This is a genomic window from Solwaraspora sp. WMMA2059, from assembly GCF_027497315.1.
Taxonomy (GTDB): Bacteria; Actinomycetota; Actinomycetes; order Mycobacteriales; family Micromonosporaceae; genus Micromonospora_E.
In genome coordinates, this window is record NZ_CP114908.1 from 2771221 (window position 1) to 2796556 (window position 25336).

Consider the following 25336-nt stretch of genomic DNA (forward strand, 5'->3'; position numbering starts at 1 on the left):
TGCGGCTCGTCTGATCCCCGCAGCGTGGAGGCATCGTGTCCAGACCGATCTGGCAGTTCACCGCGATCGTCGCGGTCCTGACCCTACTGATGGGCGCGGCGGCGCCGTCCGGGGCGAGCGCCGGCGCTGGTGCCGACCCGGTCCTGCTCACCGAACCGTTCCTGCAGTCCCCGGCGAAGAACTCCGTCCGGGTTGTCTGGCTGACTGAGTTCGCCGGTCGGCACCACGTCGTGGTGGTCGGTGACCGGGCCGACGAGCTCAACCGGGCCGAGCTACGGGCCGCGGCCACCGGCGGCAAGATCCGGGGCGTACGGGTGTTCCGGGCCCGGACCGGCGAGTTGTCCCGGGTGGCGGAGGACGCCGCCTCGCAGATCCCGGACCCGCCGACGCAGATCACCCGGCGGCACATCTGGCGGCACGAGGCGACCGTACGCGGCCTCGGCGTGGGCAGCCGGACGCCGTACCGGGTGGTGTCAATCGAGCGTGGTGCGATGGTCGCTTCCGACACCTACACCCTGGCGCCCGCCGCCGCCCCCGGCCAGCCGCAGAAGATCCTGCTGACCAGCGACCACCAGTCGATGCCGAACACCCCGGCCAACCTGCAGAAAGCGGTCGAGACGGTCGGCCGGGTCGACGCGGTGTTCCTCGCCGGGGACCTGGTCAACATCCCGGACCGGGCCTCGGAGTGGTTCGACGACCAGCGCGGCGGGGCGTTCTTCCCGGCGCTGCAGGGCCGGGCGTCGCGTACGGTCGGCGGGGTCACCTGGACCGGCGGTGAGATCCTGCAGCACGCGCCGATCTTCCCGGCGATCGGCAACCACGAGGTGCAGGGCCGCAGTGGGCTGCCGACGCTGAACGAGTCGTTCAACGCGCCGGTGCCGCGTGAGGTGGCCGAGGCGGCATACCGCAAGGTCGCCAGGCAGGTGAACCCGCGGAACAACCGCAAGATCAAGGAACGCTGGATCCTGGAGAACTCGTTCAACACCGAGACCTACGAGGAGATTTTCTCCCTGCCGACCAGCGGGCCGGGCGGGGAGCGCTGGTACGCGACGACCGTCGGCGACGTCCGGTTGATCTCGCTGTACGCCACCCGGATCTGGCGGGGCACCGGTATCGCCGCCGACCCGGCGAACTGGCAGCGGACCCGGTACACCGAGGCACCGGCGAGCACCGACGACCTGCTCGCCCAGGGCTGGGGTTCGCACATCTTCGAGGAAATCGGCGTCGGCAGCCGGCAGTACCGGTGGTTGCAGCGTGAGGTGGCCAGCCGGCAGTTCCGGGACGCGAAGTACACGGTGGTGATGCTGCACGAGGGCCCACACGGGCTGGGCGACAACGTCAACCCGCCGTTCACCGACCCGGTGCGCACCGAGCAGACCGACACCGACGGCAACCCCCTGGTCCGGTACGACTACCCACAGGCGGACAACGTGCTGACCCGTGACGTCGCCCCGCTGCTGGAGTCCGCCGGGGTGAACCTGGTGCTCAACGGCCACTCACACCTGTGGAACCGGTTCACTGCCGAGTCCGGCACCCACTACCTGGAGACCTCTAACGTGGGCAACTCGTACGGTGCGTTCCACCCGCTGTCGGGCCGGTCCCGGCCGGTCCCGCCGGCGCCGTGGAACCCGGACAACTACCTGGCCCAGGGCAACCCGGGCGGGTTGGAGCCGCAGGTGCCGACGGTCGCGCCGCTGACCGACCCGGCCGGTACGCCGTTGCCGTTCGTGCAGAGCAACGACTACTCGGTGTTCAGCGTCCTGGACACCGGCACCGGCGAGGTGACCAGCTACCGCTACGACATGCGTACCCCCGATGTCGCACCGGTCGTGCTGGACCGGTTCCCGCTCGGCGCCTGATCGGTGACTGTCGCGGCGGCGCGGGCGAACAGTTGGTCGACCCGGGCCGCCTCGGCGGCGCTCGGGTAGGCGTTGCGGCAGGACACCGGCGCGCTGCTGCCGGACATCAGGTCGGAGCAGAGCCCGGTACGCCGGTCCGGCAGCCCGAGGATGTGTCCCCACTCGTGGGTGGCGATCCGGGTCCGGTCGTAGCCCTGGTCCACTGCCTGGGTACCCATGTAGATGCGGCCGGCGCCCAGCCGGGTGACGTACGCCCGGGGCCAGCCGCTGTCGACGTAGATGACGACCGACGCCGGGCTGCCCGGCTGCAGCCGGACGTTGTCCACGCTGCTGTTCCAGATCTGCGCGGCCTGGGCGAAGTTGGTCGCGAACTGGCCGGCGCGGCTCGCGTCGTAGTAGATCGTGGTCACTGCGGCCGAGGCCGGCGCGGTGGCCACGACCTGGACACCGATCAGCGACAGGATGACGGTGACCGTCGCGAGGATCGCCCGGACGGTGCGTTGTCTCGGCATGGCATGCCTCCTTGGAAACGGGCCGCGATACCGGCTGGCATCGACTGACATCGCTCACCGTAGACCGGCTTAATCGACACACACCTATCCCATTTCGCTCATAGCGCATCCCGCTGGTTGAGCCTCGCGGCGCACCCGGCAGGCCGGACTCGACGTGACGACTCGCACAGCACGGACCCCCGGCGGCGAATGACTACTTGAAGAAGTCTTCAATTGCACACATGCCAGTGCCGCTCTACCAGAAGAAGGCCGAGTTCTTCCGTATGCTCGGGCACCCGGTGCGGATCCGGGTGCTCGAACTGCTCGGCGAGCGCCCCCGCCAGGTCCGCGAACTGCTCGCCGAGATCGACGTCGAGACGTCCAACCTGTCCCAACAGCTCGCGGTGCTGCGCCGGGCCGGCATCGTGGTCTCCAGCCGGGACGGCTCCGCCGTGACCTACGCCCTGGCCGGGCCGGACGTCGCGGACCTGATGCGGGCGGCCCGGCGGATCCTCACCGAGATGCTGGTCGACCAGACCGAGTTGCTGGCCGAACTGCGGGACGCGTCGGCCCATGCCCCGTCAGGACGCGGATGAACGCCGTCGCCGGGGGGCGCCGGCTGCTGCCGCAGGCCACCGACTGGCGGGCGGTCCGCCGGCAACCGGGCCGGGACCTGCTCGCCGGGCTCACCGTGGCGGTCGTGGCCCTGCCGCTCGCCCTCGGCTTCGGTGTCGCCTCCGGGTTGGGCGCCACCGCCGGGCTGGTCACCGCTGTGGTCGCCGGTGCCCTCGCGGCGGTCTTCGGCGGGTCGAACCTGCAGGTCTCCGGGCCCACCGGGGCGATGACGGTGGTGCTGGTGCCGATCGTGGCGCAGTTCGGTCCGGGCGGTGTGCTCACCGTCGGGCTGCTGGCCGGGGTGATCCTGATCCTGCTGGCACTGGTCCGGGCGGGTCAGGTCGCCCGGTACATGCCGGCCCCGGTGATCGAGGGCTTCACCGCCGGCATCGCGGGGGTGATCCTGCTGCAGCAGATCCCGACGGCGCTCGGCGTGGACGTCCACGGCGACCGGGTGCTGCCGCTGGTCGGGCAGGCGGTGGCGGCGTTCGTCCGGCAGCCGCAGTGGCCGTCGTTGCTGATCGCCCTCGCCGTCGCCGCCGCGATGCTGACCGGGGCGCGGTGGCGGCCAACTGTGCCGTTCTCGCTGCTCGCGGTTGCCGCAGCGACCGTCACGACGATGCTGTCCGGATTGCCGGTGCCGACCATCGGCGCACTGCCGGCCACCCTGCCGGCACCGTCGCTGGCGTTCCTGGACCTGGCGGCGGTGCCGGCACTGGCGACCGCGGCGATCGCGGTCGCCGCCCTGGCCGCGTTGGAGAGCCTGCTGTCGGCCACAGTGGCGGACGGCATGTCGGTCGGGCAGCGGCACGATCCCGACCGGGAACTGTTCGGCCAGGGCGTGGCCAACCTGGTGACACCGCTGTTCGGCGGGGTCCCGGCCACCGCGGCGATCGCCCGGACGGCGGTCAACGTCCGGGCTGGTGCCGCCTCCCGACTGGCCGCGCTGTCGCACGCGCTGATCCTCGCGCTGCTCATGTTCGTGGCGGCTCCGCTGGTCAGCCGAATCCCGTTGGCCGCGCTGGCCGGGGTGCTGATCGCCACCGCCATCCGGATGGTCGAGGTGAGCGCGCTGGCCGCACTGGCCCGAGCCTCGCGTTCCGACGGGCTGGTGATGGCGCTCACCGCAGCGACCACCGTCCTGCTGGACCTGGTCACCGCCGTGCTGGTGGGCCTGGTCGTGGCCGGCGGGCTGGCGCTGCGCAGGATCGCCCAGGCGGTACGGCTGGATCGGGTGCCGCTGGACACCGGCGACCACCACGCCGAGGAGCAGGCGCTGCTGGCCGAGCACATCGTGGCGTACCGGCTGGACGGGCCGTTGTTCTTCGCCGCCGCCCACCGGTTCCTGCTGGAGCTGTCCGACGTCGCCGAGGTACGGGTGGTGATCCTACGGATGTCTCGCGTGTCCACCATCGATGCCTCCGGCGCCTTGGTGCTGCGCGACGTGGTGCAGCGGCTGGAGCGACGGGGCATCACCGTCTATCTGTCCGGGATCCGGGACGGACACCACAAGGCGCTCACCGCGTTCGGGCTGCTCCCCCGGCTGAGCGGACTCAACCGGGTCTTTCCCGACACTCCGGAGGCGATCGCCGCCGCCCGGCAGATCATCGGGGCGGACCGATAGCTCCGCATGACAGTCGAGCTGGCCGCGCAGGTGGGCGCCGGGCGTCCGCTGCGTGATCAGGCGGCTTCCACGCGGAGACCGGCCGGATATTATTCAGACCCGTACACAACCTCGCATAAGTGTGGTGCATGTGCAGTGGCACGTGCAGGTGCATTTGCATCTCCTCGCCCACGCATGCATGATTCCCCTATGTCGATCTCACGTTCACGACACGTGACGAGCCGCGATCAGCGACCGGGACTTTGGGCAGACCTCGCTGACCGTCTTGAGGCGTACTGGTGAAAGCCAGCAGCCTGACGGCCCGCGCGTGCAGCACTCCATAGGCTCACCCGTAGTGGCACTGCTGCTGGGAATCGAACTGCTTCTGGTCGGGTTCTCCATCGGTGACGATGACGAACACGATGAGCACCGGGATCGCGGTCAACGACGCCGCCGACAGCTGCACGTTCCACATCGGCCCGCCGTACGCGTCGACGAGCTGGGTCAACGCCTGCGGCAGGGTGAGCTTCTCCGGGGTGGACAGGAACACGATCGGCTCCAGGTAGAGGTTCCAGCCGTGCAGGAAGGTGAAGATCGCCACCGCGCCGAACGCCGGGCAAGCCAACGGCAGCGCGATCCGCCAGAAGAACATCACCGAGTCGTCGTACGCCCGTTGCCCGGCGTACCCGACTACCGCCGCTCGGCGGCACCGGCATTCGGCACCGACCGCGGCCGGTGGTACATGCCCTGCGAGGCCGGCCAGCGGGGCAGCACCAGGGTCGCGGTGGACGGGGCGATCTGACAGGACGTCCAGGGCGACCGCTGGCTGGTGGGGTGAGGGGCGCCCCCGTTCCGCGCCCCTCACCGCACCAGCGGCATCAAGGTCGGCCACTGCAACGGGTTGGTCAACCTCAAGTCGTGATCGTATACTGACTCGGCGTACGGTCGTCAACCGATATTAACCGACAACGCTAACGTGGCTAATCTTAGCTGTAGTTCCGGACCAGATCTTAGCTGCACATCCGACGGAGGTAGCCGTGACGGGCGGCACCACCCCCCCTGGCGGATCGGGATCCAGCCTCGCCGACAAGCTCAACCTGCTTTTCGAGACGGTCCGGCCGGCCCGCCGCGACCCGTACACCTCACGGGAGGTGGCCGACGCCATCCGCGACCGGGGCGGTTCCATCTCCGACGTGTACATCTGGCAGCTGCGCACCGGTCGACGGACCAACCCGACCAAGGAGCATCTGGAGGCGCTCGCCGACTTCTTCGACGTGGACCCGGCGTACTTCTTCGACCGGCGTCGCTCCGGCGAAATCGAACGGGACCTGCATGCGCTGCAGGCGATGCGCAACCTCAAGGTGCGCGCGGTCGCGACCCGGCTGAGTACGCTGCCCGAGGCGCAACTCGACGCGGTCGGCGAGATCCTCGACCGGGTGGTCCAGGCGCTTCAGACCCGCCACGCCGAGGGCGGCCCCGGTGCCGAAGGACGGCAGGACCCGTGATCGTCCTGCAGTGGCGAAGGACGGACCAAGCTGAGGGAAGCACGGATATGAAGTCATCCCCGCTGCGCCGGACCTGCCGCAGTCGGCTGCGTCAGCTCGAGGAACAGGGCCTGCGGACGCCCCGGCCGTTCGATGCGCCACAACTGTGCCAGCGGGTCGGTGCGGTGCTCGGCCAGCAGATCACCCTGGTCGGCGTGCCAATGCCCGCCGGTGCGCCGTTCGGCCTGACCTTCTTCACCGACGCCGGTCATGTCGTCGCCTACGAGGAACGCACCAGCCGGGTGCACCGGGACCACATCATCGCCCACGAGATCGGCCACATCCTACTCGGCCACCGTGCCCTCGCCCTCGACGACCAGGAGGCCAGCCAACTGCTGATGCCGGCACTGCGCCCCACCCTGGTGCACCGGGTACTCGCCCGGACCGGGGTGTACAGCCGGAGCGAGGAACAGGAGGCCGAGATGATGGCGACCATCCTGCTGGAGGCCGCCGCCCGCGAGACCGACCTCGGATCGGCTCCCGCCCACGACGAAGCCGGGCCGGTCACCGACGCCGCGTTGGCGGCCCGGCTGCGGCACGGGCTCGAACCACCGCCCCGGTGAGCGCCGATGGACACCCCACTGTACGCGGTCTGCGCGGCCGCCGGCTGGCTCGCCTTCGGCTACAAACTGCGTGACCTGCGGCGGGACCGCGACAACCGGGTGCTGAGGGCGATGGTGTACGCCTTCTGTTCGTTCGCCGCCGGTGTGACCGTCGCCGTCCGGCCGGTCGCCGAGGCGGTGGACCGGATCACCGGGCTGCCGAACCTGGCCAAGCTGCTGGCGCACGCCGGGGTGATGGGGGTCGCGGCCAACTCCGAGATCCTGCTGCTGTTCCTGGCCCTGCCGCCGACGGTCGCGGCCCGCCGGGTCCGGCGTCGGGTGATCGCCTCGGTGACCGCGTCCGGACTGCTCACCGCACTCTGGGCGTCCACGTTGACCGGTGCCGCACCGGTCCGGTTGGTGGTCGAGGACGCCGCTCATCCGGCGGTCGCCGGCTACCTGGTCGTCTACCTGGTCGTCTTCGTCTGCTACGCCACCGACCTGGCCCGGCTCTGCTGGCGCTTCTCCCTGGTCACGCCACGTCGGTGGCTCCGTCGTGGACTGCGGATCACCGCCTTCGGCGCGGCCGCCGCACTACTGTACTGCGCCACCAAGGCCGGCTACCTGATCGCCTACCGGATCGGCCGGGAACCGGCCGGCGAACCGCAGATCGCGGCGGTCCTGGTGACCGTCGGTGCGCTCGCCATGCTGATCGGGCTCACCCTGCCGACCTGGGGTCCCATGGTGGACACCGGGCGGGCCTGGTTGCGGCGGCACCGGTCGTGGCACCGATTGGCGCCACTGTGGCGGGCGGTCAGCGCGGCGCAACCGCACCTGGTCCTCGACGACCGGGCCCACCACCGGCGGGTGGCCCTACGCGACATCGACTACGCGCTGCACCGCCGGATCACCGAGATCCGGGACGGCCGGTTGGCACTGCGCCCGTACATTGACTGTCGGATCGCGCCGACGGCCGACCGGCTGGCCGCGGCTGCCGGCCTGGCCGGCACCGACCGCGCGGCGCTGGTCGAGGCGGCGATGATCGCCGCCGGGACGCGGCAGGCCGCCACCGGCGGGCCGGTGCGGGAGCCGGACTTCTCCGAGCCGCACGATCCGCCGAACGGCTATTCTGGCGAGGTCGCCTGGTTGAGTCGGGTGGCCGAGTGGTTCAGCCGCTCTCCGCTGGTCGGCCAGGTGCTGGCCGCCGATGCGTCGTCGCCCGAGCTACGGCCCGCGCCGCCGCCATACCGATCCTGAACGGGGTCTTCGTGCAGCCGCACCGCTACGCCGACCTCCGGCGGATCCGTATCCTCGACCCGCAGCACGACTACCTCGAGATCTATCAGACGATGGTGCGATACGAGTTCCCGTGGGACAGCAAACTCGGCCTGAACCTGGCGTTCAACCGCTCCTTCTCGCTGCCCCGGGTCGCCGCCGTGCACGTGCGCACCGGTGAGCTGCTGCACCACACGCGCAAGCGGATCGACGACACCGGATTGCTGATGTACGAAGTGATGCTGCACGGTTTCGACGCCCCGCGCGGTCGCGACGCGATCCGGCGGACCAATCAGATCCACCGCCACTACGACATTGCCGACGACGACTACCGCTACGTCCTCGGCTGTCTGGTGGTCGTCCCGATCCGCTGGCTGGAGCGGTACGGCTGGCGGCGGCCCTGCTGCCATGAACGGACCGCCGCCTACCACTACTACCAGGAGCTAGGCCGAAGGATGGGCATCCGGGACATTCCGGGCTCCTTCCGCGAGTTCGCCACCTGGTTCGACGGCCGCGACCGGACGCATCTGCGCTACAACGACGACGCCGCCTCGATCGAGCGGGCCACCCGGGCGCTGCTGCGCGGCAAGATTCCGCGACCGCTCGCGCCGGTCGGTGACGCGCTGGTCGCCGCCATGTACGACGAACGGCTGCGGGCCGCGACCGGGGTAGCCACGCCGAGCCCGGCGGTGCGCGCGGGCCTGCACGTCGGGCTGCGGCTACGCGCCGCGATGCTGCGCTGGGCCGGCCGACCTCGGCAGACCCCGCTGTTCGCCGACGGAATCCACACACCTACGTATCCGGACGGATACGACATATCCCGGCTCGGCCCGGTCACGACGCAACCCGGCCATCACACCCAGGGATCGTCGTAGTCGAGCAGACACGCTAAGTCGATCACGTTCGGTGGATGTGGTCACAGTCCGGGTACGGGTCCGACCATCAGTGCGACGCACCCTTAACATCCCGTGCATGACGGTGCCATCCGAGAGCCTCGACCCGGCCGCTGGATTCCCACCGGCCACGCCGGACGACTGGCGACGGCTCGCGCTCGGCGTCCTGCGCAAGTCGGGCGCCGCCGGCCCGGACACCCCGGCCGAATCCGTGGACGAACTGCTGGCCACCACCACCTACGACGGCGTCCGGATCGCCCCGCTGCACACCCGGCAGGCGGCCCCACCGGGGGTCGGGGTGCCCGGTACGGCACCGTACGTACGCGGTGCCCAGGCCCGGCGCGACGGTGGCGGCGCGGGCGGCACCGACCCGGCCGCGACGGTTGCCGGCTGGGACGTCCGGCAGCGGTACGTCGACCCGGATCCGAAGGCGGTCCGGGAGGCGGTGCTGACCGACCTCGCCAACGGTGCCACCTCGGTCTGGATCGATCTGAGCGCGGGCGGCCTGCGCGCGAGCGACCTGCCGGAGGCGCTCGACGGGGTCCACCTCGGCCTCGCTCCGGTGGTGCTCGACGCCGGCGCGGACAGCGTCGCCGCGGCCGAGGCGTTGCTCGCGCTCGCCGACGACCGGAGCGTCGAACGCGACGCCCTGGCCGGCTGCCTGGGCGCCGACCCGCTCGGCTGGCAGGCCCGCACCGGCCAGGCCGGCGACCTCGCGCAACTCGCCGTCCTCGCCGGGTACGCCGAGCGGTCGCCGATGCTGCGTACAGTCACTGTGGACGCCACCGCGTACCACGACGCGGGCGGTGGCGACGCCCAGGAGATCGGCTGCGCCCTGGCCACCGGGCTGGCCTATCTCCGGGCCCTCACCGACGCCGGGCTCGACCTACCGGCCGCCTTCGGGCAACTGGAGTTCCGCTTCGCCGCCACCACCGACCAATTCGCCACCATCGCCAAGCTGCGCGCCGCTCGGCAGGCCTGGGCCCGGGTCGGGCAGCTCTGCGGGGTGCCCGAGGCAGGTCGGCAGCGGCAGCACGCGGTCACCTCCGCCGCGATGATGACCGCCCGGGATCCGTGGGTGAACATGCTGCGCACCACCGTCGCCTGCTTCGCGGCCGGGGCCGGCGGGGCGGACGCGGTCACTGTCGCGCCGTTCGACGCCCGACTGGGGCTGCCGGACGGCTTCGCCCGGCGGATCGCCCGCAACACCCAGTCGGTGCTGCTCGCCGAGGCGCACCTCGGCCGGGTGCTGGACCCGGCCGGCGGGTCCTGGTACATCGAACAGCTCACCGCGGACCTGGCGGCGGCCGCCTGGGACTGGTTCACCGAGATCGAGCGGGCCGGCGGGGCCGCCGCCGCGCTGTCCGCCGGGCTGATCGCCGACCGCATCGACGACACCTGGCGGCGTCGGGCCGACAACCTGGCGCGCCGGCGGGACCCGGTCACCGGGGTCAGCGAGTTCCCCAACCTGGACGAGCGACTGCCCGCCCGTACCCCGGCGCCCGTACCGCCCGGCGGCGGCCTGCCGCGACGGTTCCACGCCGGGGCGTTCGAGGCCCGGCGGGACCGGGCCGACGCGTACCTGGCGGCCACCGGTTCCCGGCCGAGCGTCTTCCTGGCCACCCTGGGCCCGCTCGCGGCGCACAGCGCCCGTGCCGGGTTCGCCGGCAACCTCTTCGCCGCCGGTGGGATCGCCACCACCCGGGGCGGCGACCCGGCCGACGATCCGGCGGCGATCGCCGCCGCGTTCGCCGCCGACCCGTCCGCCGTGGCCTGCATCTGCGGCACCGACGCCAGCTACGCGGCGGCAGCGGCGCCGCTGGCCGCCGCGCTGGCCGCCGCCGGGGCCCGGCGGGTCTGGCTGGCCGGTCGGCCCGGTGACCATGCCCAGGTAGACGGCTACCTGTACGCCGGCTGCGACGCGACGGCCGTCCTCGACGCCACGTTCGACGACCTGGAGGTCCCCCGATGATCCCGGACTTCACGCAGGCCACACTGCTGCCACCGGACGCCGCGGGCAGCGTCGGCGGGCCGGCCGCGGCACCGGGCCCGCAGCCGCCCGGGCCGAGCTGGCACACGCCGGAGGGGATCGAGGTCGCGCCGCTGTACACCGCGGCGGACACCGCCGACCTGACCTTCCTCGACACGGTGCCCGGCGTCCCGCCGTACCTGCGCGGACCGTACCCGACGATGTACACCACTCAGCCGTGGACGATTCGCCAGTACGCCGGGTTCTCCACCGCTGAGGAGTCCAACGCCTTCTACCGGCGCAACCTGGCCGCCGGACAGAAGGGCCTGTCCATCGCCTTCGACCTGGCCACCCACCGGGGGTACGACTCCGACCACCCCCGGGTCGCCGGGGACGTGGGGATGGCCGGGGTCGCGGTGGACTCCATTCACGACATGCGCCAGCTGTTCGACGGCATCCCCCTGGACCGGATGAGCGTGTCGATGACCATGAACGGCGCGGTGCTGCCGGTCCTGGCGCTGTACATCGTCGCCGCCGAGGAACAGGGCGTGCCGCCGGAGAAACTCACCGGGACGATCCAGAACGACATCCTCAAGGAGTTCATGGTCCGCAACACCTACATCTACCCGCCTGGGCCGTCGATGCGGATCATCTCCGACATCTTCGCCTACACCTCGGCACGGATGCCCCGCTTCAACTCGATCTCGATCTCCGGCTACCACATCCAGGAGGCCGGGGCGACCGCCGACCTGGAGCTGGCGTACACCCTCGCCGACGGCGTCGAATACCTGCGGGCCGGGCAGGCCGCCGGGTTGGCGGTGGACACCTTCGCGCCCCGGTTGTCGTTCTTCTGGGCGATCGGGATGAACTTCTTCATGGAGGTCGCCAAGTTGCGGGCCGCCCGGCTGCTGTGGGCCCGGCTGGTCCGCGACGCCGGCGCCACCAACCCGAAGTCGTTGAGTCTGCGCACCCACTGCCAGACCTCCGGTTGGTCACTGACCGCGCAGGACGTGTTCACCAACGTGGTCCGCACCTGTGTGGAGGCGATGGCGGCCACCCAGGGGCACACCCAGTCGCTGCACACCAACGCCCTGGACGAGGCCCTGGCGCTGCCGACCGACTTCTCCGCCCGGATCGCCCGCAACACCCAGTTGCTGCTGGCCCAGGAGTCCGGCACCAACCGGGTGATCGATCCGTGGGGTGGCAGCTACTACCTGGAACGGCTCACCCACGACCTCGCCGGGCGGGCCTGGCAGCACATCCAGGAGGTGGAGGCCGCCGGTGGGATGGCACGGGCGATCGACGAAGGGCTGCCCAAGCTGCGGATCGAGGAGGCCGCCGCCCGTACCCAGGCCCGGATCGACTCCGGCCGGCAACCGGTGATCGGGGTGAACCGGTTCCGGCCGGACGCCGACGAGCCGATCGAGGTGCTCAAGGTCGACAACACGGCGGTACGGGCCGCGCAGCTGGAGAAGCTGCGGCGGCTGCGCGCCGAGCGGGACGGGGCGGCGTGCGACGCGGCGCTGGCCGCGCTGACCCGTGCCGCCGACGCCGGGCCCGACTCCGGCGGTGAACCACTGTCCGGCAACCTGCTCGGGTTGGCGGTCGACGCCGCGCGGGCCGGGGCCACCGTCGGGGAGATCTCCGCCGCGCTGGAGCGGGTGTACGGCCGGCACGCGGCGCAGATCCGTACCATCAGCGGGGTGTACCGACAGGAGGCGGGCGCGGTGGCCGGGATCGACCGGGCCCGGGCCGCAACCGACGCGTTCGCCGTCGCCGAGGGACGCCGGCCCCGGATCCTGGTGGCGAAGATGGGCCAGGACGGGCACGACCGGGGACAGAAGGTGGTCGCCACCGCATTCGCCGATCTCGGCTTCGACGTCGACGTGGGTCCGCTGTTCCAGACCCCGGCCGAGGTCGCCCGACAGGCCGTCGAGGCCGACGTGCACCTGGTCGGCGTCAACTCCCTCGCCGCCGGGCATCTGACCCTGGTGCCGGCGCTGCGCGACGAACTGGCCGCCCTCGGCGGGGACGACATCATGGTGATCGTCGGCGGGGTGGTGCCGCCGCAGGACTTCGAGGCGCTGCACGCCGCCGGTGCGGCGGCGATCTTCCCGCCCGGCACGGTGCTGGCCGACGCCGCGGTGGACCTGCTCGCCGAACTGTCCCGTCGGCTGGGGCACGACACCGCCGAGGCCGGATGACCGGCGGACGACGCGCGCCGGCGCCGGTGGCCGACTACGTCGCCGGAGTGCGTGCGGCGGCACCGGCGTGGCTGGCCCGGGCGATCACCCTGGTCGAGTCGACCCGGCCGGACCACCGGGCACACGCCCAGCAGGTGCTGGTGGCGCTGGCCCCGTACGCCGGGCAGGCCCGGCGGGTCGGGGTGACCGGCGTACCCGGGGTCGGCAAGTCCACCTTCATCGACGCGCTCGGGTCCCGGCTGACCGGCGACGGGCACCGGGTCGCGGTGCTGGCGGTCGACCCGTCGTCGGCCCGAAGTGGCGGCAGCATCCTCGGCGACAAGACCCGGATGGCCCGGCTGGCCGTTGACCCGGCCGCGTTCGTCCGCCCGTCGCCGACCGCCGGCACGCTCGGCGGGGTGGCCCGCGCCACCCGGGAGGCGATGGTGGTGGTGGAGGCAGCCGGCTACGACGTGGTGCTGGTGGAGACCGTCGGGGTCGGACAGTCCGAGACGACCGTTGCCGAGATGGTCGACACGTTTCTGCTGCTTACCCTGGCCCGCACCGGTGACCAGCTGCAGGGCATCAAGAAGGGTGTGCTGGAGCTCGCCGACGTCGTGGTGGTGAACAAGGCCGACGGCGCGCATGCGACGGAGGCCCGGTCCGCCGCACGTGAGCTGGCCGGGGCGTTACGGATGCTGCGCGGCGGGCACGACGACTGGGCCGTCCCGGTGCTCACCGCCAGCGGCCGGGACGGGACCGGGTTGGCCGAGGTGTGGCAGCAGGTGACCGCCCACCAGGACCGGCGGCGGGCCAGCGGGGAGCTGGACCGGCACCGCCGGCAGCAGCAGCTGCGCTGGGTCTGGGCGATGGTGCGCGACGGGTTGCTGGACCAGCTGCGCGGGCATCCGGCGGTGGTCGCGCTGACCCCGCAGACCGAGAAGCGGGTGCTCGCCGGGGAAATCACTCCCGCGCAGGCCGCGGCCCAGCTGCTGGCGGCGTTCACCGGGCCCGTCGACGGCGGGGGCGACCGGTCGAGCGGTCGGGGGGTGACCGGACGCTGAGCAGCCCCGGGCTGACCGGCGGCTGATCAGCCCGGCTGCGGGCCGGGCAGGATCCGGCGCAGCTGGCCGGGCACCGCCAGGCGGCGACGCCACTCCCGGGGGTAGCCCACCGACACCTCCTCGAAGCGCACGCCGTCGTAGACGGTGGTGCGCGGGATGTGCAGGTGGCCGTAGACCATCACCGCCGCCCGGTACCGCAGGTGCCAGTCGGCGGTCCGGTCGGTGCCGCACCACATGGCGAACTCCGGGTAGTGCAGCACGTCCATTGGCGTGCGCACCAGCGGGTAGTGGTTGATCAGGACGGTGGGCAGTTGCGGTCCCACCTCGGCGAGACGCTCCTCGGTCTCCGCCAGCCGTTGCCAGCACCACTGCTCCCGGGTCGGGAACGGGTCCGGGTGCAGCATCGCCTCGTCGGTGCAGACGATGCCGGTGCGGTGTGCGTACGCGAGCCCTTCCGCCTTGGTGCCGGTGCCCGGTGGCAGGAAGCTGTAGTCGTACAGGGTGAACAACGGTGCCACCGCCGCCGGTCCGCCGGCACCGGACCAGATCAGGTACGGGTCCTCCGGGGTTCGCACGTCGAGCGACCGGCAGAGGTCGACCAGGTGCGCGTAGCGCTCCACGCCGCGCAGCTGTACCGGGTCGTGCGCGGTGGTCCACAGTTCGTGGTTGCCCGGTGACCAGATCACCTCGGCGAACCGCTCGCGCAGCGTGGCCAGTGCCCACCGCACGTCGGCGATCGTCTCGGCGACGTCGCCGGCGACGATCAGCCAGTCCTGCGGCGCCGGCGCCGCCAGGTCGGCGACGATCTGGCGGTTCTCCGGGTACGCGATGTGCAGGTCGCTGATCGCCCACAGCGTCGGTGCCGTCCCCGTGGCCTCCCCGTCGCCGCCGATCTGCCGTACCATCACCGTGGCCGCCTCCCGTCCGCGTTCCGTCTCCGGTCCACCGCCGGTATCGATCATCCGGTACGCGGCCGCCGAGCGGTAGCCCGCCCGCCGATCGACGTCGGCGGGGGTCACCCCGGTCCGAGGCCCCCACCACGACCGACGACGCCCGCGCTGGCCGCGACCACCTCCCGGTTCTCGCCACGCCGCCGGCCCTCAGGCTCCGGCCCGGCGGCCCGGGTCACCCCGGATCGCTCGGCTGACTCGTCGCTGCTGGTCCGGCGGTCACTCCGGCCGACCAGGTGCAGCCGGCCGTCCTCGTCGAAGCGGCCCAGGTCCCCGCTGTGGTAAAGCAGCTCACCCGGGATCTCCGTGAACGGATTGGCGACGTACCCGGCAGCGGCGCGCCATGGCGTGCCGTGCCGGCCGGGGCCGACGCCGGCCCCACCGATCAGAATCGCGCCGGTGGCGCCGGGCGGCAGCAGCCGCAGCCGATGGTCGGCGACGAGCAGGTGGCAGTTGTCGACCGGCTGACCGACGGGGATGACGTCACCGTCTGTCTCGCCCACCCGGTGGTAGGCGACGGCGGCCGTCCCGACCGGACCGTACCCGGTGCTGACCTCGACCTGCGGTAGCAGGCGTCGCAGCCGGCGGGCGCTTGCCGGCCGCAGTCCCGGACCCGGCACCACGACATGCCGCAGGCTGGCAAGACGCCCGGCGACCGCAGCGTCCCGCTCAATCGCCGCCACCATCGCGTCGAGCGTGTCCGGCTCTGTTTCGATCATCGTCACCTGCTCGGCCGCGACGACGGCGACCACGGTGGACAGATCCGGCCGACCAGCGGCGGGGGGCGGCAGCACCAGCCGTCCACCGGTCGTCAACGGCCAGATAAGGTTGCCGACGGCCGGACCCGGCCCGGGGCCGCCCGGCAGCACGACCTCGCCGCCGGTCGCGGCGAAGAAGCGGGTCATGAAGTGCACCCGGTCCGTCAGTGCCACATGCCGACTGACGGTGCAGCGCGGCACCCCGTCCCCGGCGGCGGTGACCAGGGCGTGCGCCGGGTCGTCAGGCGTCCCGGTCGGTTCCGGGCGCCGGGGCGACGGCGGGACCTGACCCGGCCGTACGTCGATCACGCGTGCGCCGGACAGCGCCGGGTCCCCGGGCGGCGCGGCGGCAAGCACGGGCGCACCGGGCACCGAGGCCAGCACGGCCCGTAGCCTGGCCGGGGACCAGTGCGGGTCGACGGTGACGTGGACGGCCCTGATCTTGAGCAACGCAAGACTGGCCACCGACAGCGCCGGGCCGGCGGCGAGCAGTACCGGCACCGGATCGCCGGCCCGTACACCGACCTCGGCCAGGGACGCGGCCAGTCCGTTGGCGGCGTCGTCCAGTTCACGGTAGGTCAGGCGGCCCCCCGGGCCGCTGACCGCGACCCGCCCCGGATGCCGGTCCACCGCCTGCTCGACCAGCAGGGACAGCGGACGGAACGGCCCACGGTCCACCCGACGACCGGCGTACCGGTCGAGGAGCAGGTCACGCGAGGCACCGCTGATGCCGGCGGTGCGCCAGCTGGCCTGGCCGGGTTCGTCGACCAGTTCGCGCAGCACCTCCGCATACAGCTCGGCGACCGCCGGCAGGCAGTGCCGCCACGGGTCCCCGCCGGGGCAGCTGGCGTGGATGGTCAGGTGGTTCGCGGTGACCCGCCAGTCGATGCGGGCGGTGGGTGGGCCGGGCGGGGCCGCCACCCCGGTGGTCGCCCGCACCAGCAGGGCGTCCCGACGCTCCGGCAGCAGGTCCACCGGGCGCAGCCGCCGGGACAGCCAGGAGCGGACCGCCGGTCCGGCCAGATGGCGCAGTTGCTCAGGGGGATCGACCAGGTCGAGGCCGAGCGTCGCCGTGGTCGACCGGATCGGCACCGGCCGGTCCAACCGGGCTGCGGTCTCCAGCGCGGCGAGCGCACCGAAAACGGCCGCCTGGGCTTCGTCGATCGACGTCCGGCCGCCGGCACAGGACGTGCGGTAGGTCGCCACAGTCGGGGCCACCCGGGTGGATGCCGCCGTCCCGTCGCTGGCCTGGACACGTTCGGATGCCATTCCGCTGTCCTCCCCTGGCGACGGCGCGCCGCCGATCGACACGACCACAAACTCACTGCGATCGGACCATCACCCAGAGAGGTTATGCCAAACAGGCGGAGGTGAAAACATCTAACTTTGCGTGACGACTATTTCCGACAACACGTACTCCCACTCCCCTACGCCACATAGTTCCTATCCGGCACATGCCGGAAAGGCGGTGGGGCGCCGTGACGACCTTCCAGTTCGGCCGACACGGCGCCACCGGCCGAACGCGAATACTCCCGCTCGGTGGCTAATGCCGGCTTTCAGCGGGTCGGAAAGTCGTCCGCACTGCGAATCCGTTCCCGAATCCAGACGCCCGCTTCCTTGAGCGGGGCGGTACCGGCGTAGGAGCCACTGCCGCACACACCGGCACGGAAGACCGCCCCGGAGCGGAAGTCGTCGGAGTAGTTCCAGTTCACCCAGCTGATCTTGCGCGATTCCAGCAGGTCGATCCACAACTGAGCGTTGACCAGATCGTTGGCTCCGTCGCCGGTGTAGGTCTGGATGCCGAACTCGGTGACGAACATCGGCAGCTGGTCCGCCGCCCGCGACAGCGCCGAGCGGTACGCGTCGTGGTGCGACCCGGCGTAGAAGTGGAAGGTGTACATGATGTTGGTCGCGGCCACCGGATTCGCGATGACCTCGGCCTCACTGCCGCCTTCCGACACGCCCAGCGACGACCAGGCCCGGGTGCCGACCAACACGACGCCGTCCGGGTCGGCCGCCCTGATCACCGGAATGACCTGCTCGGCATAGCTCTTGATCCCGGCCCAGCCGACTCCGTTCGGCTCATTGGCGATCTCGTAGAGGACGTTCGGCTTGCCGGCGTGCCGCTGGGCAATCTCGGCGAAGAAGGTCTTCGCCCGGTCCAGGTTGTAGTTGGGGTCACCCGGGGTCAGCATGTGCCAGTCGACAATGGCGTACATGCCGCGGGCGGTCGCCTCGTCGATCAGTCCGTGCACCCGGTCGGTGAAGCCGCGCGGATCGGTCTCGTAGCCGCCCTCCTGGATGTACATCGAGATCCGCAGGACGTCGGCCCGCCAGTCGGTGGCGAGCGTGTCCAGCGAGGCATCGTCAAGACACTGGGCGTACCACTGCAGTCCGTGCGTGCTCATGCCGCGCAACTGGATCGGGTGGCCGTGCTGGTTGCACAGGTTGACCCCGCAGACCCGCAACTGGCCGTTGATCGCGACCGGCGTGGTGCCGGTCGGCGGTGGGGTCGTCGGTGGAGCCGTCGTCGGCGGCGGGGTGGTCGGAGCCGGTCCGCCGGCGCAGTCGGCCCCGTTGACCGTACAGTTGCCGGGTGTGCCGCTGCCGACGACGATGAACCCGAACGTCGTGCTGCCGCCGGCCGCGATGGTGCCGTTCCAACTGGCGTTGTCGAATGTGTACCGGTTACCGACAGTGGTCGACCGCGCGTTCCACGACGAACTGATCCGGCTGCCGGCCGGCAGGTCGAAGCCCACCTGCCAGGAGGTGATGGTGCCGGCCGTGTCGTTGGTGACGGTGAACCGGCCCTCGTAGCCACTGCCCCAGTCGTTGACCTTCACGAAGGCCGCAGTGGCGGCGCTGGCCGACGGCGCGAGCAGGGCCACCGCCCCGACGACGGCCGCCGCTAGTCCTCCGACTGCGACGACAAATCTCCAACGACGCACGACGCCCTCCCTCAGGTCAGCGGGCACAACATATCGACGTGCGACGTTAAACGGGATCTTCAGTAAGGTCAACCGTCGAGGTTGGACCGCCGGTCCAGCTGTCCCACAGCCGCCGGTAGTCGCCGTCGGCGGCGATCAACTCGTCGTGCGTACCCGAGGCCACGACCCGGCCGGCGTCGAGCACCACGATCCGATCGGCCCGCCGGGCCTGGGTGAGCCGGTGCGCGACGATCAGAGTCGTCCGGCCGGCGGTCGCGGCGAACGCGGCCCGTTCCAGGTCCCGCGCCCCGGCGCTGCCCGCCTCAGCCGTCGCCTCGTCGAGGATCGCCACGTCCGGATCGGCCAGCACCAGCCGGGCCAGGGCGAGCTGCTGCGCCTGGGCGGCGGTCGGCTGGTGACCGCCCTCACCGACTACGCTGTCGATGCCGTCCGGCAATGCCCGGACCCAGCCGAGCGCGCCGACCGTGGCCAGCGCATCGGTGATCTCGTCGGTGGTGGCGTCTGCGCGGGCCAGCCGCAGATCCTCGGCCAGTGGGCCGGCGAACACGTGCACGTCCTGGCTGACCAGCGCGATCCTGCCGGCGAGCCCCGGGTGACCGGCACGGTCCGGCCCGGCGACCGGCACCCCGCCGAGCCGGACCGTGCCCGCGATCGGCCGGAGCAGGCCGGCGACCACGCCGGCCAGGGTGCTCTTGCCCGCGCCGCTGGCCCCGACCAGCGCCACCCGTTGCCCCGGCTCGACACGCAGGGTCACGTCGCGCAGCACCAGCGGGCCGTCCTCGTACCGGTGGCTGACGTCGTCGATCTCGATCCCGGTGTCGGCTGGCACGACCGGCCCGGTCGCGGCCGGCGTCGGGGGCAGGTCGGCCACCCCCACCAGTCGCGCCAGGCTGGCCCCGGCCTGCTGGACCTGGTCGAACTCGGCGACCAGTGCGCCGAGGGGATTGAACAGCCGGTGAAAGTACAGCGCAGCGGCCGTGGTAGCCCCGACCGTCACCAGGTCCGCCCGCACCAGCAGGAAGCCGACCACCAGGACCGAGGTCAGGCCGACACACTCGGCCCGGTTGAGCCGGGAGCCGAACCGGGTGAACATCCGCAGCACGGACACCGACAGGTCGCGCGACGCCGCCGAACGCTGCTCGATCTCGGCGAGATGCGCCGCCTCCAGCCGGTACGCGCGGACCGTCGCCGCGCCGCGCAACGCGCCGATCATCGCCTGGGACCGTTCCCCGGTGACGACCCGTTCCCGGGCGTAGTACGGTCCCGAGCGGGGCAGATACCAGCGCAGCGCCAGCAGGTACATCGGCACCGCGGTCAGCCCGGCCAGGCCGAGTCGCCAGTCCAGCGCGAACAGTCCGGCGACGGTGAGCCCGACGGTCAGCAGCGCGGACACCAGTACCGGCGCGGTGTCGGTGATCACCTGGGTCACCACCGACACGTCGTCACCGACCCGGGCCAGCAGGTCGCCGGTGCCGGTGCGGTCCAGCGTCTGACCGGGCAGGTGCAGAGCGCGGTCGAGCACCCGTTCGCGCAGCCGGGCGAGCACGGTCTCGCCGGTCCGGGCGACCAGCGCGGCACCGATGCCGGTCAGTACGGCGCCGACGGTGGCCGCGAGCACGATCAGCACCACCGAACGGACCACCTCGCCGGTGCCGACGCCGGCTCGGATGTCGTCGACCATGACACCGAGCGCCCAGGGTGCGACCAGCCCACTGGCGCTGGCCGCCAGGACGGTCACCAGCGCGGATCCACTCAGCACACCGGCGCGGCGCAGCTGCCCGCCGAGCACCAGCCAGGTCCGCGCGCCGGTGGCGGTCGGCAGCCGGTCGCGGGCAGGACCGGTCATCGCAGCACCGCCGCGCGGTAGGTCGGGTCAGTCCGGACGAGACCGTGGTGCGGTGCGACGCCCACCACCCGACCTGCGGCCAGGACGCAGACCCGGTCGGCCCTGCTGAGCAACGCCGGGCTGCTGGTCACCACCAGGGTGGCCGGTGCTCCGGGCTCGACTGCCGGATTCACCGTACGGCTGTGGCGGGCCGCCCGCAGACCGGCCGCCAGTCGTTCCTCGGTTGTCGCGTCGACCGCCGTCGTCGGATCGTGCAGCACCAGGATCGGCGGGTCCGCGGCCAGCGCCCGGGCCAGCCCGATCCGCTGTCGCTGGCCACCGGAGAGGCTGGCGCCCCGGTCGGTGACCGGATGGTCGAGCCCGGCGGGATGCGCCGCGACGATATCGTCCGCGCAGGCAGCGCCGACCGCCGCCGGCAACGGATCCGCGGTCTGACCGGGTCGGATCAGCAGGTTGCTGCGCAGCGTGCCGGCGAACAGCGCCGTGTCGTGCGGTTCGACCAGGACCCGTTCGCGCAGGCCGTCGAGGGTCAGTTCGGCGACCGGTACGCCGTCCACCGCCACCGTCCCCCGATGGTCGTCGGCGGCGACGGCGCCGCGCAGCAGGTCGAGCAGCGCTTGGGCGTCGCGCGGCTCGTACGCCACCACTGCGAGCAGCTCTCCCGCCGCCAGCCGCAGGTCGACGTCGCGCAGTGAGCGGTGGCTGACCCTGGTCAGTGCCAGGCGCACCGGCTGCGGCCGGGCCACCGGACGCTGGCCGGGCAGCACGGCGGGTGGCGCGGCGAGCACCCGGGCGACCCGTTCGGCCGAGGCCCGCGCGGCGGCGGCGAGCTGACCACAGAAGCCGAGTACACGGACCGGCTCGGCGATGAACTGGGCCAGACCAACCACGGTGATGAACTCACCGACGCCGATCCGGCCCCGGACCGCCATCGCGCCGGCCGCGCCCGCGACGCCGGCCAGGAGCAGCCCGCTGGCACCGGCGGTGATCCCCTGGTAGACGCCGGCCATGGTGGTCGCCCGCAGGGTCACCTGGAGGGTGTGCCGGCTCGACTCGCGGTAGCGCCGGGCCGCGTTGCGCTGCGCGCCGAATCCGCGCAGCGCACCCAGCCCGTTGACCAGGTCGGTGGCGAGCGCGGTGGTCGCCCCGGCGGCGGCCTGCTGCGCGCCGGTACGCCGGATGACCACTGGGGCGAGCGCCTGCAGGGCCAGCACCAGCGCCGGCACGCCGAGCAGGACACCAAGGCCGAGCGGCACGTCGATGGTGAGCAGGACCACGGACGAGACCGCCAGCGCCGCCACGGCGGCGACGGCGACCGTGGCGGCCCGGATGATCAACGCGGTCCGTTCGGCGTCGGCGGCGGCGATGGCGAGCAGCTCGCCGGAGCGAAGCCCGGTGCGGTGCCCGCGTGGGTCGAGTGCGCGCCCGGCGACCTCCACCCGGAGCCGGTGGGTCTCCCGGTGGATCGCGGTCTCGGTCAGCCGGGCACCGAACCGCCAGGCGAAGGTAAGGACGGTGAACAGAGCGGCCAGTCCGGCCACCGAGACCGCGAGCGCTGTCCAGTCGCCGGTCGCGACGGCCTGCTCGACGATCAGTCCGATGGCCAGCGGTACCGCCGCTTCGGCCGCCTGGTGCAGGCTGAGCAGTACGACACCGGCGGTGAGCCGGCCGCGGTGCCGGCGCAGGGTGCGCCGCAGCAGCCGGGCCGTGGTCAGCGGGGCGGGTCGGGGTACGGGCACGGCAGGTCTCTCTCCGGCGGGGTCGGTGACGGTCCGGCTCACCGACCGGCTACCGGTGAGCCGAGGCTAACCTAAGCCGCGACCGGGCTCCATCGTCGATCACCGGCACCGGACATGACAGTCGCCACGTTGGGGTGACATCCGGTCCACCATGAGATAGGTTATTCTCAGATTGAGTTGTTCTTAATCAGAGACTTTCTAGTAACGAGAAGGACCGCGATGTCGGAGGCCGAGTTCCTCGCCAGCTACGACCCCCGGGCGTTCCCGCCGGTCGCCGTGACCGTCGACGTGGTGGCGCTGACCATCCGCGACGCACAGCTGCACGTGCTGCTCGTGCGGCGGGGCGCGCCGCCACACGAAGGGGCCTGGGCGCTACCCGGCGGCTTCGTCCAGCCCGACGAGGACCTGCCCACCGCCGCCGCCCGGGAGCTGGCCGAGGAGACCGGGCTGGACACCCGGCCCGGCCGGGCCGCCGCGATGGACCGGGTGCATCTGGAGCAGCTGGCCAGCTACGGCGCACCCGAGCGGGACCCGCGGATGCGGGTGGTCTCCGTGGCGTACCTCGCCTTCGCGCCCGAGCTGCCCGACCCGGCGGCCGGCAGCGACGCCGCCGCAGCGGCCTGGGTGCCGGTGGACGCGCTCGGCCTACCCGAACGGGCCGACCCGGACCGGCCGGTGCGGCAACTGCCCGGCACCAGCCGGCGACTCGCCTTCGACCACGCCCGGATCGTCGTCGACGGCCTGGACCGGGCCCGCGCCAAGCTCGAGTACACCCCACTGGCCACCCGGTTCGTCGGCGACGAGTTCACCGTCAGCGAGCTGCGCAGCGTCTACCAGACCGTCTGGGGTGTCGAACTGCACGCCGGCAACTTCCACCGCAAGGTGCTCTCCGTACCCGGCTTCCTGGAAAGCGTCGGCGCCACCACCGAACGCGGCGGCCCACGCGGCGGACCCCGGTCGCGCATCTACCGGGCCGGCGACGCCCGGCTGCTGCACCCGGCGCTGCTGCGACCCGCCCGGGAGGATGAGGTCAGGTGACCGTGACCGAGGCGATCGAACTCGTCCTGACCGCGCACCACCCGGCCGAGGTGTTCGGCACCGACCAGACGACCGGGCGCTACCACCAGCTGGCCCGGCTGCTGCACCCGGACACCGCCGGGGCGGCCACACCCGACCCGCGCGCCACCGCCGCGTTCATGCAGCTGACCGAGCTGTGGCGGGAGCACCTCGCCGACGGCCGGGACACCGTCACCATCGACACCGGCCGGCACCGGTACGTCGTGGACCGGACCGCCCGCTACACCGGCGACCTCGCCGACCTGTACCGGCACGGCGACGACCAACTGGTGAAGGTGCCCCGGGATCCGGCCAACAACGATCTGATCGCCCGGGAGGCGACCGCGCTGACCCGGCTCGCCGAGCAGGGCGACCCCCGCTACCTGCCGTACGTGCCCCGGGTGGCGGACGAGTTCCGGCACCGCGACACCGGCACCGGCGCCGTCCGGCAGGTCACCGTGCTGGGCACCGCCGCCGGGCTACGCAGCCTCGCCGAGGTACGCCGGGCGTACCCGGACGGGGTCGACGCCCGGGACGCGGCCTGGATGTGGCGGCGGCTGCTGGTCGCGCTCGGCTTCGCCCACCGCGCCGGGCTGGTCCACGGCGCGGTGCTGCCCGACCACGTCCTCATCGAGCCCGACCAGCACGGCGTGGTGCTGGTCGACTGGTGCTACGCCAGCATCGACGCAACGCCGGTGCCGGCGCTGGTCCCGGCGTACGCCGACTGGTACCCCGACGAGATCCGCCGACGCCGCAGTCCCGGGCCCGGCACCGACCTCGCGATGGCCGCCCGCTGCCTCGACTGGCTGACCGGCGGTCAGGCACCGGAACCGATGCGCCGGTTCACCGGCAGCTGCCAACTGGCATCGCTGCGGCAGCGGCCCGACGACGCGTGGCGGCTGCTCGCCGAATTCGACGACCTGCTCGAACGGCTCTGGGGCCGCCGCCGGTTCCGGCCGTTCACCATCCCCGACCGCAATCACCGTTAAGAATCACCCGCTTCGAAGGAGGCCGGACATGGGCAGTGGAGCCTGGTCGACCGACGTGTACCGCGCCGCGAGCGCCTACCGCAAGGCCACCGGCGCCAGCGCGTTCGCCTACAGCGACGGCGGCGCCCGCACCGTCCACCCGACCCTCGACCCGCGCGGCGTCACCGCCCGGGAAAGCCGCGACTCGGCCGAACACCCGCAGTCGCTGGCCGTCGCCGTCCTGTTCGACGTCACCGGATCGATGGGCGGCGTGCCCCGGACGCTGCAGCAGAAGCTGCCGCAGCTGCTCGGCCTGCTGCTGCGCAAGGGCTACGTCACCGACCCGCAGATCCTGTTCGGTGCGATCGGCGACGCGACCTGCGACCGGGTGCCGCTGCAGATCGGCCAGTTCGAGTCGGACAACCGGATGGACGACCACCTGGGCAACATCGTGCTCGAAGGCGGTGGCGGCGGGCAGATGATGGAGTCGTACGAGCTCGCCATGTACTTCATGGCCCGGCACACGTCGATCGACTGCCACGAGCGGCGCGGCAAGCGCGGCTACCTGTTCGTCATCGGCGACGAGATGGCGTACCCCAAGGTCAAGGCCCGCGAGGTTCGGAAGTTCATCGGGGACGACCTGAACGAAGACGTCCCGCTAAGCGCCGTCGTCGACGAGGTCCGTCGCCGGTGGGACACCTACTACCTGATGCCGGCCGGCAGCCACTACGCCGGCAACCGCCGCATCCTCGACTTCTGGCGGGACCTGCTCGGGCAGAACGCCGTCGAACTCGACGACCTCGACGCGGTCTGCGAGACCATCGCCACCACCGTGGCACTCGGCGAAGAGGCCTGCGACCTCGACACCGCCCTGGCCGACCTGCGCGACGTCGGTGCCGGCGACGCCGCCACCACCGTGTCGCGGGCGCTCGCCCGCATCGGCAGCAGCCGCACCCCCGCGGTACGCGGCACCCTGCCGGCCGCCTCGGGCCACGCCGACCGGGTGACCCGGCTGTGAACCCGGTGACCAGCA

The 25336-nt window shown here is 72.3% G+C and carries 20 protein-coding genes; 13 read left to right on the plus strand and 7 right to left on the minus strand.

Annotation, left to right across the window (positions count from 1 at the left end; genetic code table 11):
• The first annotated feature begins 35 nt into the window (after window positions 1-35).
• On the plus strand, window positions 36-1859 hold the full coding sequence (locus tag O7553_RS12855; RefSeq protein ID WP_281555026.1) for a metallophosphoesterase: 1824 nt from the start codon (window positions 36-38) through the stop codon (window positions 1857-1859).
• Here the strand turns inward: O7553_RS12855 and O7553_RS12860 are convergent.
• Window positions 1796-2371 (minus strand): snapalysin family zinc-dependent metalloprotease, encoded by a 576-nt coding sequence (locus O7553_RS12860; protein ID WP_281555027.1) that lies wholly within the window; start codon window positions 2369-2371, stop codon window positions 1796-1798. The genes O7553_RS12855 and O7553_RS12860 overlap by 64 nt on opposite strands.
• A 221-nt stretch (window positions 2372-2592) precedes the next feature.
• Here O7553_RS12860 and O7553_RS12865 point away from each other — a divergent pair, with 221 nt between their 5' ends.
• Entirely contained in the window at window positions 2593-2946 is a 354-nt protein-coding gene (locus O7553_RS12865; RefSeq protein WP_281555028.1) for a metalloregulator ArsR/SmtB family transcription factor, read from the plus strand.
• A complete protein-coding gene (locus O7553_RS12870) occupies window positions 2943-4589 on the plus strand; it encodes a SulP family inorganic anion transporter (protein ID WP_281555029.1) in 1647 nt (548 codons plus the stop codon). The genes O7553_RS12865 and O7553_RS12870 overlap by 4 nt, the downstream gene beginning before the upstream one ends.
• A gap of 325 nt (window positions 4590-4914) precedes the next feature.
• Here the strand turns inward: O7553_RS12870 and O7553_RS12875 are convergent, their stop codons facing one another.
• The gene (locus O7553_RS12875) at window positions 4915-5223 is read right to left on the minus strand and encodes a hypothetical protein (protein WP_281555030.1); all 309 of its coding nucleotides are present in this window, start codon (window positions 5221-5223) and stop codon (window positions 4915-4917) included.
• 382 nt (window positions 5224-5605) lie between these two features.
• Between O7553_RS12875 and O7553_RS12880 the strand changes: the two genes are divergently transcribed.
• The 7 genes from O7553_RS12880 to meaB all read left to right on the plus strand — a co-directional run bounded on the left by O7553_RS12880 (window position 5606) and on the right by meaB (window position 14038).
• Window positions 5606-6073: a helix-turn-helix domain-containing protein gene (locus O7553_RS12880; RefSeq protein WP_281555031.1), complete on the plus strand. Its 468-nt coding sequence runs from the start codon at window positions 5606-5608 to the stop codon at window positions 6071-6073.
• A 47-nt stretch (window positions 6074-6120) separates the two neighbouring features.
• Window positions 6121-6675: a hypothetical protein gene (locus O7553_RS12885; RefSeq protein ID WP_281555032.1), complete on the plus strand. Its 555-nt coding sequence runs from the start codon at window positions 6121-6123 to the stop codon at window positions 6673-6675.
• A 6-nt stretch (window positions 6676-6681) separates the two neighbouring features.
• The gene (locus O7553_RS12890) at window positions 6682-7911 is read left to right on the plus strand and encodes an MAB_1171c family putative transporter (protein WP_281555033.1); all 1230 of its coding nucleotides are present in this window, start codon (window positions 6682-6684) and stop codon (window positions 7909-7911) included.
• 11 nt (window positions 7912-7922) lie between these two features.
• Window positions 7923-8804: an oxygenase MpaB family protein gene (locus tag O7553_RS12895; protein WP_281555034.1), complete on the plus strand. Its 882-nt coding sequence runs from the start codon at window positions 7923-7925 to the stop codon at window positions 8802-8804.
• Between the two features lie 97 nt (window positions 8805-8901).
• On the plus strand, window positions 8902-10794 hold the full coding sequence (locus tag O7553_RS12900; protein ID WP_281555035.1) for a methylmalonyl-CoA mutase subunit beta: 1893 nt from the start codon (window positions 8902-8904) through the stop codon (window positions 10792-10794).
• On the plus strand, window positions 10791-12995 hold the full coding sequence (gene scpA / locus O7553_RS12905) for a methylmalonyl-CoA mutase (RefSeq protein WP_281555036.1): 2205 nt from the start codon (window positions 10791-10793) through the stop codon (window positions 12993-12995). The genes O7553_RS12900 and scpA overlap by 4 nt, the downstream gene beginning before the upstream one ends.
• Window positions 12992-14038: a methylmalonyl Co-A mutase-associated GTPase MeaB gene (gene meaB / locus O7553_RS12910; protein WP_281555037.1), complete on the plus strand. Its 1047-nt coding sequence runs from the start codon at window positions 12992-12994 to the stop codon at window positions 14036-14038. Before scpA ends, meaB begins: the two co-directional genes overlap by 4 nt.
• Window positions 14039-14064: 26 nt before the next feature.
• On the opposite strand, the gene O7553_RS12915 is transcribed toward meaB, so the two are convergent.
• From O7553_RS12915 to O7553_RS12935, 5 genes are all read right to left on the minus strand, one after another.
• Window positions 14065-14943 (minus strand): metallophosphoesterase, encoded by an 879-nt coding sequence (locus O7553_RS12915; protein WP_281555590.1) that lies wholly within the window; start codon window positions 14941-14943, stop codon window positions 14065-14067.
• Between the two features lie 110 nt (window positions 14944-15053).
• Window positions 15054-17015 (minus strand): AMP-binding protein, encoded by a 1962-nt coding sequence (locus tag O7553_RS12920; RefSeq protein WP_281555038.1) that lies wholly within the window; start codon window positions 17013-17015, stop codon window positions 15054-15056.
• 287 nt (window positions 17016-17302) lie between these two features.
• Window positions 17303-18694, minus strand: a complete 1392-nt coding sequence (locus tag O7553_RS12925) for a cellulase family glycosylhydrolase (RefSeq protein ID WP_281555039.1) — start codon at window positions 18692-18694, stop codon at window positions 17303-17305.
• A gap of 46 nt (window positions 18695-18740) precedes the next feature.
• Entirely contained in the window at window positions 18741-20540 is a 1800-nt protein-coding gene (locus O7553_RS12930; protein ID WP_281555040.1) for an ABC transporter ATP-binding protein, read from the minus strand.
• Entirely contained in the window at window positions 20537-22279 is a 1743-nt protein-coding gene (locus tag O7553_RS12935; RefSeq protein ID WP_281555041.1) for an ABC transporter ATP-binding protein, read from the minus strand. The genes O7553_RS12930 and O7553_RS12935 overlap by 4 nt, the downstream gene beginning before the upstream one ends.
• A 219-nt stretch (window positions 22280-22498) precedes the next feature.
• On the opposite strand from O7553_RS12935, the gene O7553_RS12940 reads away from it, so the two are divergent.
• The 3 genes from O7553_RS12940 to O7553_RS12950 are packed head-to-tail and all read left to right on the plus strand — an operon-like array spanning window position 22499 to window position 25321.
• Window positions 22499-23317: an NUDIX domain-containing protein gene (locus tag O7553_RS12940; RefSeq protein WP_281555042.1), complete on the plus strand. Its 819-nt coding sequence runs from the start codon at window positions 22499-22501 to the stop codon at window positions 23315-23317.
• Complete coding sequence (locus O7553_RS12945; protein ID WP_281555043.1) at window positions 23314-24324, plus strand: serine/threonine protein kinase; 1011 nt, start codon at window positions 23314-23316, stop codon at window positions 24322-24324. Before O7553_RS12940 ends, O7553_RS12945 begins: the two co-directional genes overlap by 4 nt.
• Before the next feature lie 28 nt (window positions 24325-24352).
• A complete protein-coding gene (locus O7553_RS12950; RefSeq protein ID WP_281555044.1) occupies window positions 24353-25321 on the plus strand; it encodes a hypothetical protein in 969 nt (322 codons plus the stop codon).
• Window positions 25322-25336: the final 15 nt, after the last annotated feature.

What these genes read in the sequence shown, in the direction of transcription:
- O7553_RS12885 (WP_281555032.1), top strand. Translation starts at nt 6,121, where the DNA reads ATGAAGTCATCCCCGCTGCGCCGGACCTGCCGCAGTCGGCTGCGTCAG.
- O7553_RS12940 (WP_281555042.1), top strand. Translation starts at nt 22,499, where the DNA reads ATGTCGGAGGCCGAGTTCCTCGCCAGCTACGACCCCCGGGCGTTCCCG.
- O7553_RS12890 (WP_281555033.1), top strand. Translation starts at nt 6,682, where the DNA reads ATGGACACCCCACTGTACGCGGTCTGCGCGGCCGCCGGCTGGCTCGCC.
- meaB (WP_281555037.1), top strand. Translation starts at nt 12,992, where the DNA reads ATGACCGGCGGACGACGCGCGCCGGCGCCGGTGGCCGACTACGTCGCC.
- O7553_RS12920 (WP_281555038.1), bottom strand. Translation starts at nt 17,015, where the DNA reads ATGGCATCCGAACGTGTCCAGGCCAGCGACGGGACGGCGGCATCCACC.
- scpA (WP_281555036.1), top strand. Translation starts at nt 10,791, where the DNA reads ATGATCCCGGACTTCACGCAGGCCACACTGCTGCCACCGGACGCCGCG.
- O7553_RS12865 (WP_281555028.1), top strand. Translation starts at nt 2,593, where the DNA reads ATGCCAGTGCCGCTCTACCAGAAGAAGGCCGAGTTCTTCCGTATGCTC.
- O7553_RS12915 (WP_281555590.1), bottom strand. Translation starts at nt 14,943, where the DNA reads ATGGTACGGCAGATCGGCGGCGACGGGGAGGCCACGGGGACGGCACCG.
- O7553_RS12930 (WP_281555040.1), bottom strand. Translation starts at nt 20,540, where the DNA reads ATGACCGGTCCTGCCCGCGACCGGCTGCCGACCGCCACCGGCGCGCGG.
- O7553_RS12860 (WP_281555027.1), bottom strand. Translation starts at nt 2,371, where the DNA reads ATGCCGAGACAACGCACCGTCCGGGCGATCCTCGCGACGGTCACCGTC.
- O7553_RS12900 (WP_281555035.1), top strand. Translation starts at nt 8,902, where the DNA reads ATGACGGTGCCATCCGAGAGCCTCGACCCGGCCGCTGGATTCCCACCG.
- O7553_RS12870 (WP_281555029.1), top strand. Translation starts at nt 2,943, where the DNA reads ATGAACGCCGTCGCCGGGGGGCGCCGGCTGCTGCCGCAGGCCACCGAC.
- O7553_RS12950 (WP_281555044.1), top strand. Translation starts at nt 24,353, where the DNA reads ATGGGCAGTGGAGCCTGGTCGACCGACGTGTACCGCGCCGCGAGCGCC.